This window comes from Lacimicrobium alkaliphilum (assembly GCF_001466725.1).
GTDB classification, from domain to species: domain Bacteria; phylum Pseudomonadota; class Gammaproteobacteria; order Enterobacterales; family Alteromonadaceae; genus Lacimicrobium; species Lacimicrobium alkaliphilum_B.
Genome location: NZ_CP013650.1, coordinates 684,305 through 699,906 on the forward strand (window position 1 = coordinate 684,305; position 15,602 = coordinate 699,906).

Sequence of the window (15,602 nt, forward strand, 5' to 3'; positions counted from 1 at the left end):
TGTTCTCATACAAATATCCGCACGGCATTTTCTCTAACTATAGCTTGAATTGGTCACCCAGGTATACATCTCTGACCTGCTTGTTATTCAGTACTTCATCTGCGGTTCCCTGGGCGATTAACTCCCCATGACTAACAATGTAGGCTTTCTCACAAACATCAAGGGTTTCACGTACATTGTGGTCGGTAATCAACACACCGATGCCTCTGTCCCGAAGATGGCGGATTATATTCTTGATGTCACTGACTGATATGGGATCGACACCGGCAAAAGGTTCATCAAGCAGAATAAAGCGGGGGTTGGCAGACAGTGCCCTGGCAATCTCTACCCGCCTGCGCTCACCGCCAGACAAACTCATCCCTGAGCTGGTGCGAATATGATTGATATTGAACTCATCCAGAAGTGCATCGGCTTCCTCTTCCCGTTGCTGCTGATTGATATCCTTACGGGTTTCAAGAATCGCCATCAGATTCTGATAAACCGTCAGCTTACGGAAAATTGAAGCTTCCTGGGGCAGATAGCCGATACCGGCCCTGGCGCGAACATGCATGGGCTCGAGAGTCAGTTCCTGGTCATCAATAAAAATCTGACCTTTGTCCATGGGTACCAGACCCACAATCATATAAAAAGAGGTGGTTTTACCGGCACCATTAGGGCCTAACAGACCCACAATCTGGCCACTGGCCACTTCCAGGCTGACATCCTGCACCACCTGGCGACTTTTATAGGACTTGGCGAGGTGCTGTGCTTTTAATACTGACATCAGTCCTGCTGCTCCTGGCCGGGCTGTTGCTCTTCTTTGGTGTCACTTAAATCCTCGGGCTGAAAGATCGTCATTACCCGACCATCTTCCTCGTCAGTGCCCTGCGCCATCAACTGTTCTTTTTCCATATTGAACTGAATGGATGAACCGCGCACGCTGTGGCTGTTCTGATGCAGTTCTGCATTGCCACTCAATGTCAGGGTACGGCCCTCAACCTGATATTCAATATATTCGGCAGCGGCGCGGATGCGGCTGCCATCTTCCATGGTTTGCTCATAGCTGGCAGGTGTACCCCGGGCAATAAAGGTCTCTTTGCCTTTGCCTTTGCCGGCATCGACTTCCACTTCGTCTGCGTTGATCACCAGGCTACCCTGGGTAATGTTGACGTTTTCACGGAAAAAAGAGATCTTTTTAATGCCGTCAGCCGACTGATACTCAGATTTTACTTTAATCGGCTGATCGAAATCTTCATTCACTGCGGCGACATTGAAACTCAATAGCGCCAGGATCAGAAACTTAAATCGTTTTGCCATAAATTGTCTGCACATGGTCCAGTAATTCAAATTGTTTTGTGGTCAGATCGGCAGAGAAGCCATTGCCGCTGATAGTGTAATTGTCACCTGAGATGGTTACGCTCTGATCTGACATCATGGTCTTAGCGGTCAAATCAATTTCAATAAAACTGGTGGTGACGGTACGAATAAAACCATCTTTGTCCTGACTGGTAATCTGTACATTCGTTTCCAGTTGAATTCGGTTGTCTTCATACAGCGTTCCCTGCTCTGCTGTTACTTCCCAGGGAGCTTCATCCTGAGCGACATAAATTTTGTACTGAGGCTGTTGAAACAGAGTAAAACCAAGCAAATCGTAATGTTCCATGCTGTTGGCATGGATACTGTGGGCGAGCAGGCCTTGCTCATTGTACAGATTGGTCTGCATATTGGACGCCAGATAGTTAGGCTGCAGGAAGGCTTCATCCTGCTGTTCAGCTTCCTGTGGCTCAGACTCCAGCCACCATAGGTTATTCGTGGCGAGGATCAGTAAGAACAGCAAGCCAATGCTGATATAGATGCGCTTCATGTGCTGCTACCGTGGATGTCTTCCAGTTTATGTTGCGCTTGCAGGAGCATATCACAGACCTCTCTGACCGCACCGAAACCACCGGATCTTTGTGTGACATAATTGGCTTGTTTCTTAATATAAGGATGTCCGTGGGGAACACTAATCTTCAGTGCCGCCAGTTCAAACATGCCGAGGTCGGGCATATCGTCACCCATCGCGGCGATATGTTCTTTTCTGTGGGGGGTTTGCTCAAGTATTTCACTCATGGCCTGCATTTTGTTTTCTGCACCCTGGATAATATGCCGGATACCCAGTGCTGACATTCTGCTTTGCACTATCTGTGAATGCCTGCCAGTGATTACTGCCACATCGATACCTTGTTTCAGAATGGCCTTAATGCCGTAACCATCGAGTGTGTGAAAGGCTTTGATTTCTTCGCCCTGATTAGTCATGTAGATGCGGCCGTCGGAAAATATGCCATCAACGTCACAAACCAGCAGCCCTATCCGTGAGAATTGCGTGAATAAAGCGGTGGGCATAGTACCGTATAATGTTTTTGTATGGCTCATCTGTTATCTGATTCTTTTATAATAAACTGACCTGAAACGCGATATATGCCGCCAGCAGCAATCCACCCTGCCAGTTTTCAATTCGTCTTTTACCCCTGATGGCAAAGCTGAAAAAGATCAGCAAGCCTGTCAGTAATAACATCACTGGCACGTCCCGGTGTATCACCTGGGGATCAATTTTGCCCGGTGAGAGCAGGGCAGGCATCGCCAGCACCGCCAGTATATTAAAAATATTGGACCCAAGTATATTGCCAAGGGCCAAATCCTGCTCTTTTTTAAGCACGCTTGCGATACAAGCTGCCAATTCCGGTAAACTGGTGCCAATAGCGATGATGGTCAGGCCAATCACAAGATCGCTGATCCCATAGAAATGGGCAATGGCCAAAGCCGAATCTACCATATAGTGGGCGCTCACCGGCAACAGTATCATACCGATCAACAGCCACAGCAGATAGTTAATTGGTTTGTGACGTGTATTGACCTCTGCAGTAAGTTCCTGAACCAGCGGATCACTGCTTCCTGCGGTTAAAGACAACCCTATCAGCGCGCCAATAGTGGCGACGAATACGGCCAGAAGCAGGCCACCTTCTGTGCGGGAAAGAAAACTGTCGGCCAGTAAAAAAGCAGCAATCACAGACACAGCCAGTACCACAGGCATTTCGCGTTTCAGCGTTACAGAAGCCACCTGCAGGGGTCTGAGCATGGCAGTCATACCCAGCACCAGCCCGATATTGGCAATATTGGAGCCGATAGCATTACCTATGGCCAGGTTATTCTTGCCTGATAAAGACGCACTGATGGCCACAAGAATCTCCGGCGCTGAAGAGCCCATGGCCATGATGGTCATGCCGATCAGCATCGGCCGGATGCCAAAACAGGCCGCCAGCCCAGCAGCCCCGGTGACAAAACGGTCTGCGCTCCAACTCAGTACCAGCAAACCGACAATGAAGATAACACTATGTGTGATTGGCATAGATAAATGGGTCAGCCATTGGATGCCTGTGATTGTCGCAAATACCCGTGGCTTTGCCTATGCCAGAGCCAAGTGGCAATAAAATCAGTGATAAGGTAAAGCAAATTGAAAAAGTAAACGCTATCGTTTACAATTCATCAGGTTCGCTATTGAACGATTCCCGGGTTTGTCACTCTTTACTAAGCCTATCCGTTAATCATGTTGGACTGTCTCATTATTTAGAACACAACTTATTACTTTTTAACTTTTTCACTGCCCCTTGAAAAACAGTACAATACGCCACACAACAGGCTGCCTGAGCGAACAACAGCCAGAAAACCGGATTAGAGAATGGAAGACCTGATAAAGATCGAAAATTTGAGCTTTTCTCGGGGGGATAAACAGATTTATGACAATATTTCTGTCACCATCCCAAAGGGAAAGACCACAGCCATTATGGGACCCAGCGGCATAGGAAAGACCACCTTACTGAAGCTGATTGGCGGGCAACTGCGTCCGGATAGTGGCGATATTCGTTTTAAGGATGAGTCGATTCCGGGTATGACACGCAGCCGGTTGTTTCAGGTTCGCCGCCAGATGAGCATGTTGTTTCAAAGCGGTGCATTGTTCACTGATATGACCGTATTCGATAATGTGGCCTTCGCGTTACGGGAGCATTCTGATCTGTCCGAACGTCTTATCCATATCCTGGTATTAATGAAGCTTCAGGCTGTTGGATTGCGTGGTGCTGCGCAAATGATGCCAAGTGAACTATCAGGGGGCATGGCCAGGCGGGCTGCACTGGCAAGAGCCATTGCACTGGATCCGGAACTGATTATGTATGACGAGCCATTTGCCGGTCAGGATCCGATCTCAATGGGGGTGCTGGTGAAACTCATTAAGGCCCTCAACGATGCGCTTAGTCTCACCAGTGTTGTGGTCACTCACGATGTCAAAGAAGTCATGTCCATAGCGGACTATGTATACATTCTGGCTGATAAAAAAATCATTGGTCAGGGTACCCCTCAAGAGATAAGGCAGCATGAATCAGAGCTGGTGCAGCAGTTTCTCGGAGGTAAAGCCGATGGGCCGGTGCCTTTTCATTACCCGGCCAACAGCCTTGAACAAGATTTACTGGAGGCAAATTAATGGAATGGTTTGCACAACTGGGTAATAAAACACTTGGTCGTCTTGCCGGATTGGGTCGGGCGACTTATTTGTTGTTCAGCGCCGTGGTGGCCAAACCCCAGCCGCTGAAAATGTTCCCTCTTACTATCAAGCAACTGTATGTTGTGGGTGTGCAGTCTTTATTGATCATTCTGGTGTCCGGGGCCTTTATCGGCATGGTACTGGCATTGCAGGCTTACACGGTATTGGTGGATTACGGTGCTGAAGAAAGTCTCGGGCCGATGGTGGCGCTGTCATTGCTGCGTGAACTGGGCCCTGTGGTGACGGCACTGTTATTTGCCGGCCGTGCGGGTTCGGCATTGACGGCAGAAATCGGGCTGATGAAAGCCACAGAGCAGCTAAGCAGTCTTGAAATGATGGCAGTGGATCCGATGCGAAGGGTGATTGCACCGCGGCTTTGGGCTGGCCTGATATCCATGCCATTGCTGGCGCTGATATTCAGCGCAGTGGGGATTCTCGGTGGCCAGGTGGTCGGGGTCGACTGGTTGGGTGTGGATGCGGGCAGTTACTGGTCGGTAATGCAGTCGGCGGTAGACTTCAATCAGGATGTTCTCAATGGTGTGATCAAAAGCATCGTGTTTGCCTTTGTGGTGACCTGGATATCGGTTTTTAAAGGGTATGACTGTATTCCCACTTCAGAAGGAATCAGTCAGGCCACGACTCAAACTGTAGTCTACTCATCGTTGGCAGTATTGGGACTGGATTTTGTACTTACGGCATTAATGTTCGGCAGTTAGTGACAGAGGAATGACAATGAATTCAAGGAAAATTGAAATAATGGTGGGGTTGTTTGTGGCATTGGCTATCGCCGCCCTGCTGTTGTTGGCGCTTAAAGTGGCCAATGCCGGTATCACCGGCGATGGTGAAACCTACGAACTGAAAGCCAAGTTTGACAATATCGGTGGGCTCAAGGTTCGTTCCCCAATTAAGCTGGGCGGAGTAGTAATTGGCCGGGTAGGCCGGATTAGCCTGGATGACGATGATTACACTCCGGTCGTGACATTAGAAATCTCCGCAGAATACAAAGGTTTTCCCGAAACCACGTCAGTTTCTATCCTTACCTCCGGTCTGTTGGGGGAGCAGTATGTGGGATTACAGCCGGGCTTTACTATTGATGGTATAGAACCGCTGGAGCCGGGCGACTATATCGCAGATACCAAGTCGGCGCTGGTACTGGAAGACTTAATTGGACAGTTTCTGTTTAACCGGGATTAAATCTGAGTTAGAGCGCAGGGTTGCAGGCATTTATCTTTAAACGGAGTGATATTATGAGCGTAAAATGGTTAATAAAAGGGGTGATGGTATTGGCCATCAGTCTGACTTTCAGTGTGCAGGCTCAGGAGCCTGAAGACCCGTATCAGTTGCTGTCTGAAGTGGCAACCAAGACCTTTGACCGGATCAAAGCGGAGCGCCCTGAGATTGAAAAGAATCCCGAGATCCTGCGCGATATCATGAAAGAAGAGCTGTTGCCTTATGTGGATTACAAGTTTGCCGCCCTGAAGGTGCTCGGCAGGCACTTTAAATCAGTACCACAGGATAAAATTCCTGAATATATTCAGGAGTTTCGTAATTATCTGGTTACCACTTATGCGCTGGCTATGGCCCAGTATGATGACCAGGTCGTTGAGTTTGAACCTGGCAAGGATTATAGCGACGACAAGATGGTCACAGTGCGGGCGGTAGTCAGGGAGCAGGGCAAGCCGGATATCAATATTTCCTTTAAGGTGCGCAAGAACAGCCGTACTGAAGAATGGCGTGCTTTCGATATGGTTGCTGAGGGCATCAGTATGTTGTCCAGTAAGCAAAGTGAGTTCGAATCGATTATTCGTCAGGAAGGCATAGATGCGGTTATTGCGTTACTCAAGGAAAAAAACCAGCAGCCAATCCGTCTTGAAACTGACAAAAAAGAGGATGACGCGTGAGTGCATTGCGTCTTGAAAGCACCGCCACGGGAGAGTTTTGTCTGTGTGGTGACTTTACCCGGGATAATCTGACTCAGGTTGAGGACAGCCAGGCGCAATTCTGGCAGCAGGACAGATTGAAACTGAACCTGGCCGAGGTTTCCCGGGCCGATATGGCAGGACTGGCCTGGTTGATCGATCTGGTCTCCCAGGCTCGTCATAAATCTGTTAGTCTGCAACTTGAGAATGTTCCTGAAACCCTGTTAAAGCTGGCAAAAATCAGCGACGTTCAGGAGCTTTTACCGTTACAATAAGCGGCCCACCGCAAGCCATAAGTTGTTCTATGCAAACAGATGAAATTGAAACCCTGCTCAGACAAGCCCTTGAGCTGACTGAGCTTTACGTTAAAGGCGAAGGCTCTCACTATCAGGTGATTGCTGTCGGCGAGATTTTTGCCGGCGCCAGCCGCGTCAAAAAACAACAAATGATCTACGCTCCGCTTTCGGCACAGATCGCCGATGGCAGTATCCATGCCCTGACCATTAAAGCCTTTACTCCAGAGCAATGGCGAACTGAACGCAAGTTCATCATGCCGGAGTGATGTTGATGGAAAAATTATTAATTCAGGGCAATGGCCCACTGTTGGGTTCGGTGCAGATCTCCGGGGCCAAAAATGCGGCGTTACCCTTGTTGATGGCCAGTTTGCTGACAGATGAACCCTGTACTTTTACCAATGTGCCGGCCCTGCGCGATGTGAAGACCAGCCTTGACCTGCTGCAGCGCCTGGGTGCCGGGGTGAAATCCACTGGTGATAAGGTGATTATCGATGCCGGTCATATCAGCAATCTGGTGGCGCCCTATGAGCTGGTTAAAACCATGCGCGCGTCCATTCTGGTACTCGGACCATTGCTGGCGAAGCACGGAGAGGCTCAGGTTTCATTGCCTGGCGGCTGTGCCATTGGGGCCCGCCCTGTCAATCTGCACCTTGCCGGACTGGAACGTATGGGGGCTGAAATCGACGTGGATGCCGGTTATATCACGGCCCGGGTTAACGGCCGCCTGCAAGGTGCCAGAATCTTTATGGATATGGTCAGTGTCGGCGCTACCGAAAATCTGATGATGGCAGCGGTACTGGCCGAAGGTGAAACCATACTGGAAAATGCAGCCCGTGAACCGGAGATCGTTGATCTGGCCGATTGCCTGAACAGTATGGGAGCGAAAGTCACCGGTGCCGGAACCGATAATATCCGTATACAGGGAGTCAGCGCACTGAAAGGATGTGCGCATAGTGTACTGCCGGACAGGATTGAGACCGGTACCTTTTTGGTTGCCGCAGCGATGACCGGGGGTAAGGTACGTTGTGAAAAAGCCGCAGCCCATACGCTTGAGGCGGTAATTGCCAAATTGCGCGAGGCCGGTGCTGAAGTTACCACCGGACAGGACTGGATTGAACTGGATATGCAGGGCAGAACCCTGAGCAGTGTGAATATTAAGACCGCTCCTCATCCGGGCTTCCCTACGGATATGCAGGCCCAGTTCGTGGCGCTGAACTCTGTAGCACAGGGTACCGGTGTGGTGACGGAAACTATTTTTGAAAACCGCTTTATGCATGTTCCGGAACTGCAGCGAATGGGTGCCAGAATAGATCTGGAGGCTAACAGTGCCGTTTGCCGGGGCAATTCAGCCCTTACCGGGGCGCAAGTGATGGCGACAGATTTACGTGCTTCTGCCAGCCTTGTGATTGCTGGTCTGGTTGCTGAAGGAGAGACGCTGGTGGATCGTATCTACCACCTGGATCGCGGTTACGAAAAGATTGAAATCAAGCTTGGTGCCCTGGGTGCGAAGATCCGGCGGGTGAACTAGCCGCTAATGCCTCTTATATCAATCTGATTGGAATTAGCCATTACTGGCCAGTTCGGTAATGGTTACTTCGGTTTTCAGAACCTCTTCATCCCGCTGTAATTCGAAGGTGAGTTTGGAGCCTGGCTGCGTTTCGGCCACCAAATCCAGCGTTTTAAAGGCGCTCTCTATGGGTTTGCCGTCAATTTTCATGATCACATCTTGAGTCTTGATGCCGGCCTTTGCTGCGGGTCCATTAGGATCTACTCCGGTCACCAGGATGCCAGGCTGGTCAATATATTCGCTGCCACTGATGCCCAGATAGCCCCTGATAACACGGCCATGGGCGATAATGTCGTCCATCACCCGTTTCGCCAGGGCATAGGGAACCGAAAAGAAAATGCCAGCCACATCCTTGATGCGTCGGTTATGATCCAGAGTCTTAAAGTTGGCGTTATTGATCCCCACCAGGGTACCGTTGCTGTCTACCAGCGCGCCGCCTGAATTGCCTTCATTGAGTACCGCATCCATCTGGATAAAATCCGCATAGTTGGCGCTGCTCACATAGTTACTTAATCCAGCCCGACCGGTGGCACTGACGACGCCCTGAGTGATAGTCTGACCGAGGTTGTACGGATTACCTATAGCCAGTACTACGTCACCCACCCGCGTATTTGGGGTTTCGGTCTGAGGTATGACCGGCAGGTTATCCTGGGTAACTTTAAGCACAGCCAGATCCGTATGTGGATCCTGACCGACCAGTTGTGCATCCATTACCCTGCCGTCCTGGAGGATAACGTTAATGTACTCAGCATCTTTGATCACATGGTAGCAGGTAAGAATATGACCGCTGGCGGTCATAATTACCCCTGAACCAAGGCTGGTGCGTTCTACCGGTTGGCGGCGATATAGCAGCGGGCGGTTGTCATAGCCTGTGCTGTAAATATTCACTACGGCAGGAGCGGCATTCGCAATGGCGTCGCTGAAACTCATCGGCGCGGGTTGCGAGGCGTTACTGTCAAATATTTTCAGTGACAATCCTGAACCGTTACGCAGTTCCGGTACCGTCAGCAGCAGCACCACGGCAATGATCAGTCCCAGCAGGATGGATTTAAATAAGAATGCGCCCCAGTTTTTGTCAGTCACGGTCAATACAGAACTCTTTCAGAAATTGGCCAGAGAATAGCATTGTCATAACGGTTTTGATAGGCAGATTGGAATAAGCGGGCCCTGTTGGCCCGCCTTTTGAGAGGAAAGTTTTAGCGAATGACCAGGTAAAGGGAGCTGCTGCCCCGTTTTACGTTCAGGGCAATAACCCCTTCATTGTCCTCAAGGTAACTGCGCAATTCGCTGACGCTGGTGATACGCTGACGGTTGACCCCAACAATCACATCGCCATCCTGAAGCCCCAGTCTGGCTGCAGGGGAGCGGGGCTGAATTTCTGAGACCTTAACACCGCTGATGCCATCTTTGGTTTCACCGTCAGACAAGGTTGAACCTTCAAGGAAGGGATGAACCTGGCTGGCTGTCACATTTTGTTGAGTGTAATCCCCCAGCACTACGGTGACGTCCCGCGATTTACCGTTGCGGATAAGGGTGAGCTCCACTTCTGTACCGGCACCAAGAGTACCTATTTTGGCCCGAAGTTCTGTGAAACTGCGGATCGATTTGCCATTAATGGCAGTAATGATATCCCCTGGCTCTATACCACCTTGTTGTGCCGCTGAGTCTTTATTCACTTCTCTGACAAAGGCACCCTGATTGATATTCAGATCCATGGCCTTGGCCAGATCTGAATCCAGATCCTGCCCAAGAATTCCCAGCAGGCCGCGGCGAACTTCGCCGAACTCAATCAACTGGCTGGTGAGGCTTTTCATCATGTTCACCGGAATGGCAAAGCCAATGCCGACATTGCCGCCGTTCGGACCGAAGATAGCCGTATTGATACCAATGAGTTCACCACGCAGATTGACCAGCGCGCCTCCTGAGTTACCCCGGTTAATGGCCGCATCGGTCTGAATAAAATCTTCATAACCGCCACCACCCATGATATTAAGATCGCTGCGCCCCAGTGCGCTGATGATCCCCGAGGTGACCGTCTGAGTCAGGCCAAAAGGATTACCGATGGCCACCGCAAAGTCACCGACTCTGAGTTTATCGCTGTCAGCCAGTTTAACGGCTGTTAGGTTGTCAGCCTTCACCTGTAACAGGGCGATATCACTTTGTTCATCTGAGCCTATCTTTTTGGCTTCAAGTTCACGGCCATCGATAAGCATAATCACAATTTCATCGGCTTTATCAACGACATGATTGTTTGTAACCACATAACCATTCTCTGCGTCGATGATGACGCCTGAGCCAAGCCCGCGGAACGGACGTTCCTGCACTTGTTCGTCGGGCATATTGGGACCAAAGAAAAAGCGGAACATCTCAGGTACGCGCTGACGGGAGACCTGGGTACCGGCGACAGATATGCTCACCACGGCAGGTTTAACCTCTTCCAGCATGGGTGCCAGAGAGGGAATTTCATCCTTGTCGGAATTAAAAAAAGGCAATGCCGCATGGGCAGTTGAAAAGGCTGCAAAGACAGCCATTGTGCTTGCAAAGATGACACTGATAAAGGTTTTGTTCATTGTTGCTATTACTCCAAAGCGAATCAAATAAACTGTCTAACAGACTCAATTGAAGGAACTAAAGTTCAATGAAAACAGTGGTGAATTATCCTGTTATTTATGCTCTTCGGCGGCTTTCCCTGTACTAACACTATCGCCGGACTTACCACTGAATAATCCGGAACTGGCACTGGGATAGTCTCTGGGCTGGTAGTCTGGCGCCTGATTCTGTTGTTTGCGCGGTTTACCCTGATTACGCAAATAAGCCGAAGCCTGATCACCAAAATAGCTGAGCTGAGCTGACTCTTTGTCTTCATCATCGGTCTGTGCGAGTAGCGCTTCATAGTGATCCAGCTGTTGTTTTAACTGTTCACTTTGCTGCTCCATGGCCTCGAGTACCTGACGGCATTCATTGACATGTATGTGGCCCTGTTCAGACAACATACTTTTGATTTCTTTCTCGAGGTGCAGGCCCGATGAGCTGCCCGATTGGCGCTGGGTAACAAAGCGGCCGACGAAAAAGCCGACGATGGTACCGCACAGCAATAGTAATATTCCGATAATCCAATCCATAACCACTCCTGAAATCGCATTAATGCATTAATCTATCATACCTGAACTCACGGAAACCTGGTGGCAACTTTGCTGGTTTCAGCCTTATTGCTGGCAAAAAAACACTTGTGAAGCACAGATGTAGTATGATTCCCCATCCGGCAGTTGACGCATAGACGATCAATGCTGAATCCGGGATAATCCGTTTGGTATAATACCCGCTGAGCAAACTATGCGGCCAATTTATTTTTATTCAAGATGTGGACTATGCATGAGATGACGCCATGGCAAAAGTATCAGCAGGATTTGGCCAGCGACGACTTTGTGCACGACAAATCCCAGGAAAACGCAGTAGCGCATTTGCAGACTCTGTATGATGAGTTGCTGCAAATGCAGCCAGACATGAGTCTGAAAAGTCGTCTGAAAGCGTTACTGAAAAAGCAGCCGCAAAAGACGGTAAAAGGATTGTATTTCTGGGGCGGCGTAGGGCGGGGTAAAACCTATCTGGTGGATACCTTCTACGAATGCCTGCCGTTTGAGCGCAAGATGCGTATTCACTTTCACCGTTTTATGCACAGGGTGCATCAGGAACTGAAATCCTTAAGCGGTGAATCCGATCCGCTGAAAATTGTTGCCCGACGTCTGGCCAGAGAGGCGAGAATACTCTGTTTTGATGAGTTCTTTGTATCCGATATCACCGATGCCATGATCCTGGGAACACTGATGCAGGAGATGTTTGGCCAGGGAGTGGTGTTGGTGGCCACCTCCAATATTCCCCCGGATGAGCTGTATAAAAACGGGTTGCAACGGGCCCGTTTTTTACCGGCCATCGAGCTGATTAAACAACATACCCAAGTCGTCAATGTGGACAGTGGTACTGACTATCGTTTGCGCACGCTGGAGCAGGCCGAGATCTACCATTATCCGCTGGATGAGGACGCCAACAGGAATCTGTATCGCTATTTCGCTCAACTGGCACCGGAAGAAGGTTGTGAAAATCAGCCTATTGATATCGAAGGACGTCAGATTCAGAGCCTGCGTGAGGCCGATGGCGTGGTGATGTTTGATTTTAAGGCCTTGTGTGATGGTCCCAGAAGCCAGTCTGACTATATGGAAATTAGCCGTTGTTATCATTCTGTGCTGGTGGCAAATGTAGCGCAGATGGGTCAGCATAATGATGACATAGCCAGGCGTTTTATTGCCATGGTGGATGAATTCTACGAACGTAACGTCAAGCTGATTATCTCGGCGGACGTCGCAATGGATAAACTCTACAGCCAGGGGCGGCTGAACTTTGAGTTTAACCGTTGTTTAAGCCGTCTAAAGGAAATGCAGTCTCACGATTATCTTGCGCTGGAACATTTGCCTTAGATCTATCGCTATATCCGGTACGTATCAACAGGTTAACGCCACTCATTATACATCTGGTGGTTCGCCAGAATTAGTGGCAAAATCATTGAAATTCAATGCTTTTTTATCAGTGTCTTGCTGCAAAACGACTATAGGTAACATGGATGAACAGTACTTTACCTCACAATCAGGGAACGCTCAGAAAGCCAGTCCGGATGGCGTTATGGCAGGTTCTGATCGGTTGTATTTTCGCAAGCCCCGGCTTTGCCAGTGAGCCTTTGACCCTGAATGTGGGCGTATATTCTAACCCGCCCAAGATTTTTGCCGATGATCAGGGCCGCGTCAGTGGCATTCTCGGCGATCTGTTGTCGGAGGTGGCTGCACGTGAAGGTTGGCAACTGAAAGCGGTGCAATGCCAATGGGATCAATGTCTGCAATGGGTTGAGCAGGGTGAAATCGATATCTTGCCGGATGTGGCCTGGACCGAAGACAGAGCGGATAAGATGGCGTTTCATCAGGTTCCGGCCCTGATGAGCTGGTCGCAGCTGTATGGGAAGAAAGATCTGAAACTGGCCAGCCTGCTCGATTTGCAGGACAAGCGTCTGGCTGTATTGCAAGGGTCAGTTCAACAAAGCTATCTGGAGAACCTGGTCAGTAGTTTTGAGCTACGGGTGACCTGGGTGCCTCAGCAGAATATCGTACAGAGTTTTAAAGCGATCAGTGAGGGCAGGGCCGATGTGGTGGCGTCAAATCAGTATGTGGGTGAGCAACTGGCCAGCAAATTAAACCTGAGTACCTCTCCGGTGATGTTTCTGCCGAATAAGTTGTTCTATGTTGCCCCTCCCAGGCAACATGCGTCTGTTCTGACAACGCTGGATCGTTATCTGCAAAACTGGAAGCAGGACCCTGATTCTCCTTATTTCTCTGTGCTGGAAAAGTGGAGCCTGCCGCAGACCAATATTGTTCCGGTATTTGTCTGGTGGCTGATGGCGGCGCTGATTCTCGGTTTGTTGCTGGCACTGTTGATCGGACAGTTACTCAGACGCAGGATTGCCCGTATCGGTGATCATCTGCGCGCCAGTGAGGCCAGACTGACAACAATTCTGGATAGTGTGGACGCCTTTGTATTTATTAAGGACAAACAGCGACGCTATCAATATGTCAATCAGAAGATTTGTGACTTGTTTGGACTGAAAGAAGAGCAGATTATCGGTCAGACTGATGAGCTGTTCTTTGATGCGCAAACCTGTGAGATGCTCAGAGATGTCGATAACCGTGTGCTCGAATCCGGAGAACGGGTAACCACTGAAGAGACCGATACACTGGCTGATGGCACCAGTGAAATGACCTGTGTCTCAGTTAAGCTGCCGCTCAGGGACGCAAAGGGTAAGATTTATGCCCTATGTGGTATCGCCACGGATATCAGTGAATACCGTCAGGCGCAGCAGGAACTGCATCAACTGGCCTATTTTGATCCTCTGACCGAATTACCCAATCGTCGCTTGCTGCTGGACAGGCTGCATCAGGCGCTGATGCACGCAAAAAATAGTGGTAGTGAAGGCGCCATATTGCTGATCGACCTGGATAACTTTAAGACACTGAATGACACACAGGGCCATGCCGCCGGTGATCTGTTGTTAAAGCAGGTCGCTCAGCGACTCGGTGAGGGGCTGCATGGTAAAGAAACTCTAGGGCGTTTGAGTGCGGACGAGTTTTTGCTGGTGCTTGAGGGACTGGGCAAGAATATGGACAGCGCAGTCAATTTTGCCACCTCTCAGGCAAGAGTGTTGCTGAACAAAGTGTCGCAGCCCTATGAACTGAATGGAGTGCCATTCAGCGGTTCAGCCAGTATCGGTGTGGTGATGTTCTCTGATGCTAATGGCAGTGTGGAAACCTTGCTAAAAGAAGCCGACCTGGCCTTATGTGATGCCAAGGACGCCGGGCGTAACACCATGCGCTTCTATAACCCGGTGATGCAGACCAAAGTCAACCACCAAAGTCAGATGGAGGCGGCACTGCGTAAAGCGCTGGAAGAAGGTAATCTGCAACTTCATCTGCAACCACAACTGGATGAAGGGCATCAGGTGTTTGCCATGGAGGCACTGCTGCGATGGCAGGACCCTGACATGGGCTGGATATCACCGGCGGACTTTATTCCGGTGGCCGAAGCCAGTGGCCAGATTGTTCCTTTAGGTGAATGGGTTATGCTGCAGGCGTGCAGATTGTTGGCTGGCTGGCAACAAAACAAGGCTATGGCCGATTTAACCCTGGCGGTGAATATCAGCGCCCGTCAGTTTTATCATCCGCATTTTGTTGAGCATGTGGAGTATTGTATTACCCAAACCGGCATCGAGCCACGCTATCTGGAGCTGGAAATCACCGAAAGCCTGTTGATCGATGATCTGGAAAATACCATCAATAAGATGAACCTGCTCAGAGGCATGGGGATCAGCTTCTCGTTAGACGATTTCGGCACCGGTTACGCATCTTTGGGTTATCTCAAACGTTTACCTCTGAGCCAGCTTAAAATAGACCAGACTTTTGTCAGAGACTTACTTTCAGACCCCAACGATGAGGCCATTGTCAGTACTATAGTGGCGCTGGGGAAAAGCCTGGATTTGAAGGTTATCGCAGAAGGAGTGGAAACACCTGAACAGGCCCAGAGGCTAAAAGAGCTCGGTTGCCAGGCCTTCCAGGGCTACTATTTTGGTCGCCCCGCACCGGAGGCACACTGGTTAACCAGCCTGTGATAACTACGTGAAAAGAGATGTTCAAAACAGAGATACAAAGAGCGCAGTGGATTTAACGGTTTGT

17 protein-coding genes are annotated in these 15,602 nt (G+C 49.8%); 9 read left to right on the top strand and 8 right to left on the bottom strand.

The features are described 5' to 3' along the window. Positions 1–37 precede the first annotated feature (37 nt). Genes lptB through AT746_RS03270 form a run of 5 tightly spaced genes read right to left on the bottom strand, consistent with a single transcriptional unit; the run spans position 38 to position 3,367 of the window. Entirely contained in the window at positions 38–763 is a 726-nt protein-coding gene (gene lptB / locus AT746_RS03250) for an LPS export ABC transporter ATP-binding protein (RefSeq protein WP_062476366.1), read from the bottom strand. After that, positions 763–1,296, bottom strand: a complete 534-nt coding sequence (gene lptA / locus AT746_RS03255; RefSeq protein ID WP_231731001.1) for a lipopolysaccharide transport periplasmic protein LptA — start codon at positions 1,294–1,296, stop codon at positions 763–765. Before lptA ends, lptB begins: the two co-directional genes overlap by 1 nt. Continuing rightward, the gene (gene lptC / locus AT746_RS03260) at positions 1,280–1,843 is read right to left on the bottom strand and encodes an LPS export ABC transporter periplasmic protein LptC (RefSeq protein ID WP_062476369.1); all 564 of its coding nucleotides are present in this window, start codon (positions 1,841–1,843) and stop codon (positions 1,280–1,282) included. Before lptC ends, lptA begins: the two co-directional genes overlap by 17 nt. Beyond that, positions 1,840–2,394, bottom strand: coding sequence for a 3-deoxy-manno-octulosonate-8-phosphatase KdsC (gene kdsC, locus AT746_RS03265; RefSeq protein WP_062476372.1), 555 nt, complete (start codon positions 2,392–2,394; stop codon positions 1,840–1,842). The genes lptC and kdsC overlap by 4 nt, the downstream gene beginning before the upstream one ends. A 16-nt stretch (positions 2,395–2,410) precedes the next feature. Next, positions 2,411–3,367, bottom strand: a complete 957-nt coding sequence (locus tag AT746_RS03270; RefSeq protein WP_062476375.1) for a calcium/sodium antiporter — start codon at positions 3,365–3,367, stop codon at positions 2,411–2,413. 330 nt (positions 3,368–3,697) lie between these two features. On the opposite strand from AT746_RS03270, the gene mlaF reads away from it, so the two are divergent. The 7 genes from mlaF to murA are packed head-to-tail and all read left to right on the top strand — an operon-like array spanning position 3,698 to position 8,298. Continuing rightward, a complete protein-coding gene (gene mlaF, locus AT746_RS03275) occupies positions 3,698–4,495 on the top strand; it encodes a phospholipid ABC transporter ATP-binding protein MlaF (protein ID WP_062476378.1) in 798 nt (265 codons plus the stop codon). Further along, positions 4,495–5,271 carry a lipid asymmetry maintenance ABC transporter permease subunit MlaE gene (gene mlaE, locus AT746_RS03280; RefSeq protein WP_062476382.1) on the top strand — a complete coding sequence of 259 codons (777 nt, stop codon included), beginning with the start codon at positions 4,495–4,497 and terminating at the stop codon, positions 5,269–5,271. Before mlaF ends, mlaE begins: the two co-directional genes overlap by 1 nt. 16 nt (positions 5,272–5,287) lie before the next feature. After that, positions 5,288–5,749, top strand: coding sequence for an outer membrane lipid asymmetry maintenance protein MlaD (gene mlaD, locus AT746_RS03285; protein WP_082633135.1), 462 nt, complete (start codon positions 5,288–5,290; stop codon positions 5,747–5,749). A gap of 53 nt (positions 5,750–5,802) precedes the next feature. Beyond that, positions 5,803–6,456: a phospholipid-binding protein MlaC gene (gene mlaC / locus AT746_RS03290; RefSeq protein WP_062476387.1), complete on the top strand. Its 654-nt coding sequence runs from the start codon at positions 5,803–5,805 to the stop codon at positions 6,454–6,456. Then, positions 6,453–6,749: an STAS domain-containing protein gene (locus AT746_RS03295; protein WP_062476390.1), complete on the top strand. Its 297-nt coding sequence runs from the start codon at positions 6,453–6,455 to the stop codon at positions 6,747–6,749. The genes mlaC and AT746_RS03295 overlap by 4 nt, the downstream gene beginning before the upstream one ends. Before the next feature lie 29 nt (positions 6,750–6,778). Next, the gene (locus AT746_RS03300; RefSeq protein WP_062476392.1) at positions 6,779–7,036 is read left to right on the top strand and encodes a BolA family protein; all 258 of its coding nucleotides are present in this window, start codon (positions 6,779–6,781) and stop codon (positions 7,034–7,036) included. Positions 7,037–7,041: 5 nt separating this feature from the next. Further along, entirely contained in the window at positions 7,042–8,298 is a 1,257-nt protein-coding gene (murA, locus tag AT746_RS03305) for a UDP-N-acetylglucosamine 1-carboxyvinyltransferase (RefSeq protein ID WP_062483911.1), read from the top strand. A gap of 33 nt (positions 8,299–8,331) precedes the next feature. On the opposite strand, the gene AT746_RS03310 is transcribed toward murA, so the two are convergent. The 3 genes from AT746_RS03310 to AT746_RS03320 all read right to left on the bottom strand — a co-directional run bounded on the left by AT746_RS03310 (position 8,332) and on the right by AT746_RS03320 (position 11,459). Continuing rightward, entirely contained in the window at positions 8,332–9,420 is a 1,089-nt protein-coding gene (locus AT746_RS03310; RefSeq protein WP_062483913.1) for a trypsin-like peptidase domain-containing protein, read from the bottom strand. Positions 9,421–9,533: 113 nt separating this feature from the next. Beyond that, the gene (locus tag AT746_RS03315; protein WP_082633136.1) at positions 9,534–10,907 is read right to left on the bottom strand and encodes a DegQ family serine endoprotease; all 1,374 of its coding nucleotides are present in this window, start codon (positions 10,905–10,907) and stop codon (positions 9,534–9,536) included. Between the two features lie 93 nt (positions 10,908–11,000). Beyond that, positions 11,001–11,459: a ZapG family protein gene (locus tag AT746_RS03320; protein ID WP_062476396.1), complete on the bottom strand. Its 459-nt coding sequence runs from the start codon at positions 11,457–11,459 to the stop codon at positions 11,001–11,003. Positions 11,460–11,714: 255 nt separating this feature from the next. Here AT746_RS03320 and zapE point away from each other — a divergent pair, with 255 nt between their 5' ends. Beyond that, a complete protein-coding gene (zapE, locus tag AT746_RS03325; RefSeq protein ID WP_269465149.1) occupies positions 11,715–12,809 on the top strand; it encodes a cell division protein ZapE in 1,095 nt (364 codons plus the stop codon). 143 nt (positions 12,810–12,952) lie between these two features. Next, positions 12,953–15,538, top strand: coding sequence for an EAL domain-containing protein (locus tag AT746_RS03330; RefSeq protein ID WP_197414316.1), 2,586 nt, complete (start codon positions 12,953–12,955; stop codon positions 15,536–15,538). Positions 15,539–15,602: the final 64 nt, after the last annotated feature.

What these genes read in the sequence shown, in the direction of transcription:
- lptB (WP_062476366.1), bottom strand. Translation starts at nt 763, where the DNA reads ATGTCAGTATTAAAAGCACAGCACCTCGCCAAGTCCTATAAAAGTCGC.
- lptA (WP_231731001.1), bottom strand. Translation starts at nt 1,296, where the DNA reads ATGGCAAAACGATTTAAGTTTCTGATCCTGGCGCTATTGAGTTTCAAT.
- lptC (WP_062476369.1), bottom strand. Translation starts at nt 1,843, where the DNA reads ATGAAGCGCATCTATATCAGCATTGGCTTGCTGTTCTTACTGATCCTC.
- kdsC (WP_062476372.1), bottom strand. Translation starts at nt 2,394, where the DNA reads ATGAGCCATACAAAAACATTATACGGTACTATGCCCACCGCTTTATTC.
- AT746_RS03270 (WP_062476375.1), bottom strand. Translation starts at nt 3,367, where the DNA reads ATGCCAATCACACATAGTGTTATCTTCATTGTCGGTTTGCTGGTACTG.
- mlaF (WP_062476378.1), top strand. Translation starts at nt 3,698, where the DNA reads ATGGAAGACCTGATAAAGATCGAAAATTTGAGCTTTTCTCGGGGGGAT.
- mlaE (WP_062476382.1), top strand. Translation starts at nt 4,495, where the DNA reads ATGGAATGGTTTGCACAACTGGGTAATAAAACACTTGGTCGTCTTGCC.
- mlaD (WP_082633135.1), top strand. Translation starts at nt 5,288, where the DNA reads ATGAATTCAAGGAAAATTGAAATAATGGTGGGGTTGTTTGTGGCATTG.
- mlaC (WP_062476387.1), top strand. Translation starts at nt 5,803, where the DNA reads ATGAGCGTAAAATGGTTAATAAAAGGGGTGATGGTATTGGCCATCAGT.
- AT746_RS03300 (WP_062476392.1), top strand. Translation starts at nt 6,779, where the DNA reads ATGCAAACAGATGAAATTGAAACCCTGCTCAGACAAGCCCTTGAGCTG.
- murA (WP_062483911.1), top strand. Translation starts at nt 7,042, where the DNA reads ATGGAAAAATTATTAATTCAGGGCAATGGCCCACTGTTGGGTTCGGTG.
- AT746_RS03315 (WP_082633136.1), bottom strand. Translation starts at nt 10,907, where the DNA reads ATGAACAAAACCTTTATCAGTGTCATCTTTGCAAGCACAATGGCTGTC.
- AT746_RS03320 (WP_062476396.1), bottom strand. Translation starts at nt 11,459, where the DNA reads ATGGATTGGATTATCGGAATATTACTATTGCTGTGCGGTACCATCGTC.
- zapE (WP_269465149.1), top strand. Translation starts at nt 11,715, where the DNA reads ATGACGCCATGGCAAAAGTATCAGCAGGATTTGGCCAGCGACGACTTT.
- AT746_RS03330 (WP_197414316.1), top strand. Translation starts at nt 12,953, where the DNA reads ATGAACAGTACTTTACCTCACAATCAGGGAACGCTCAGAAAGCCAGTC.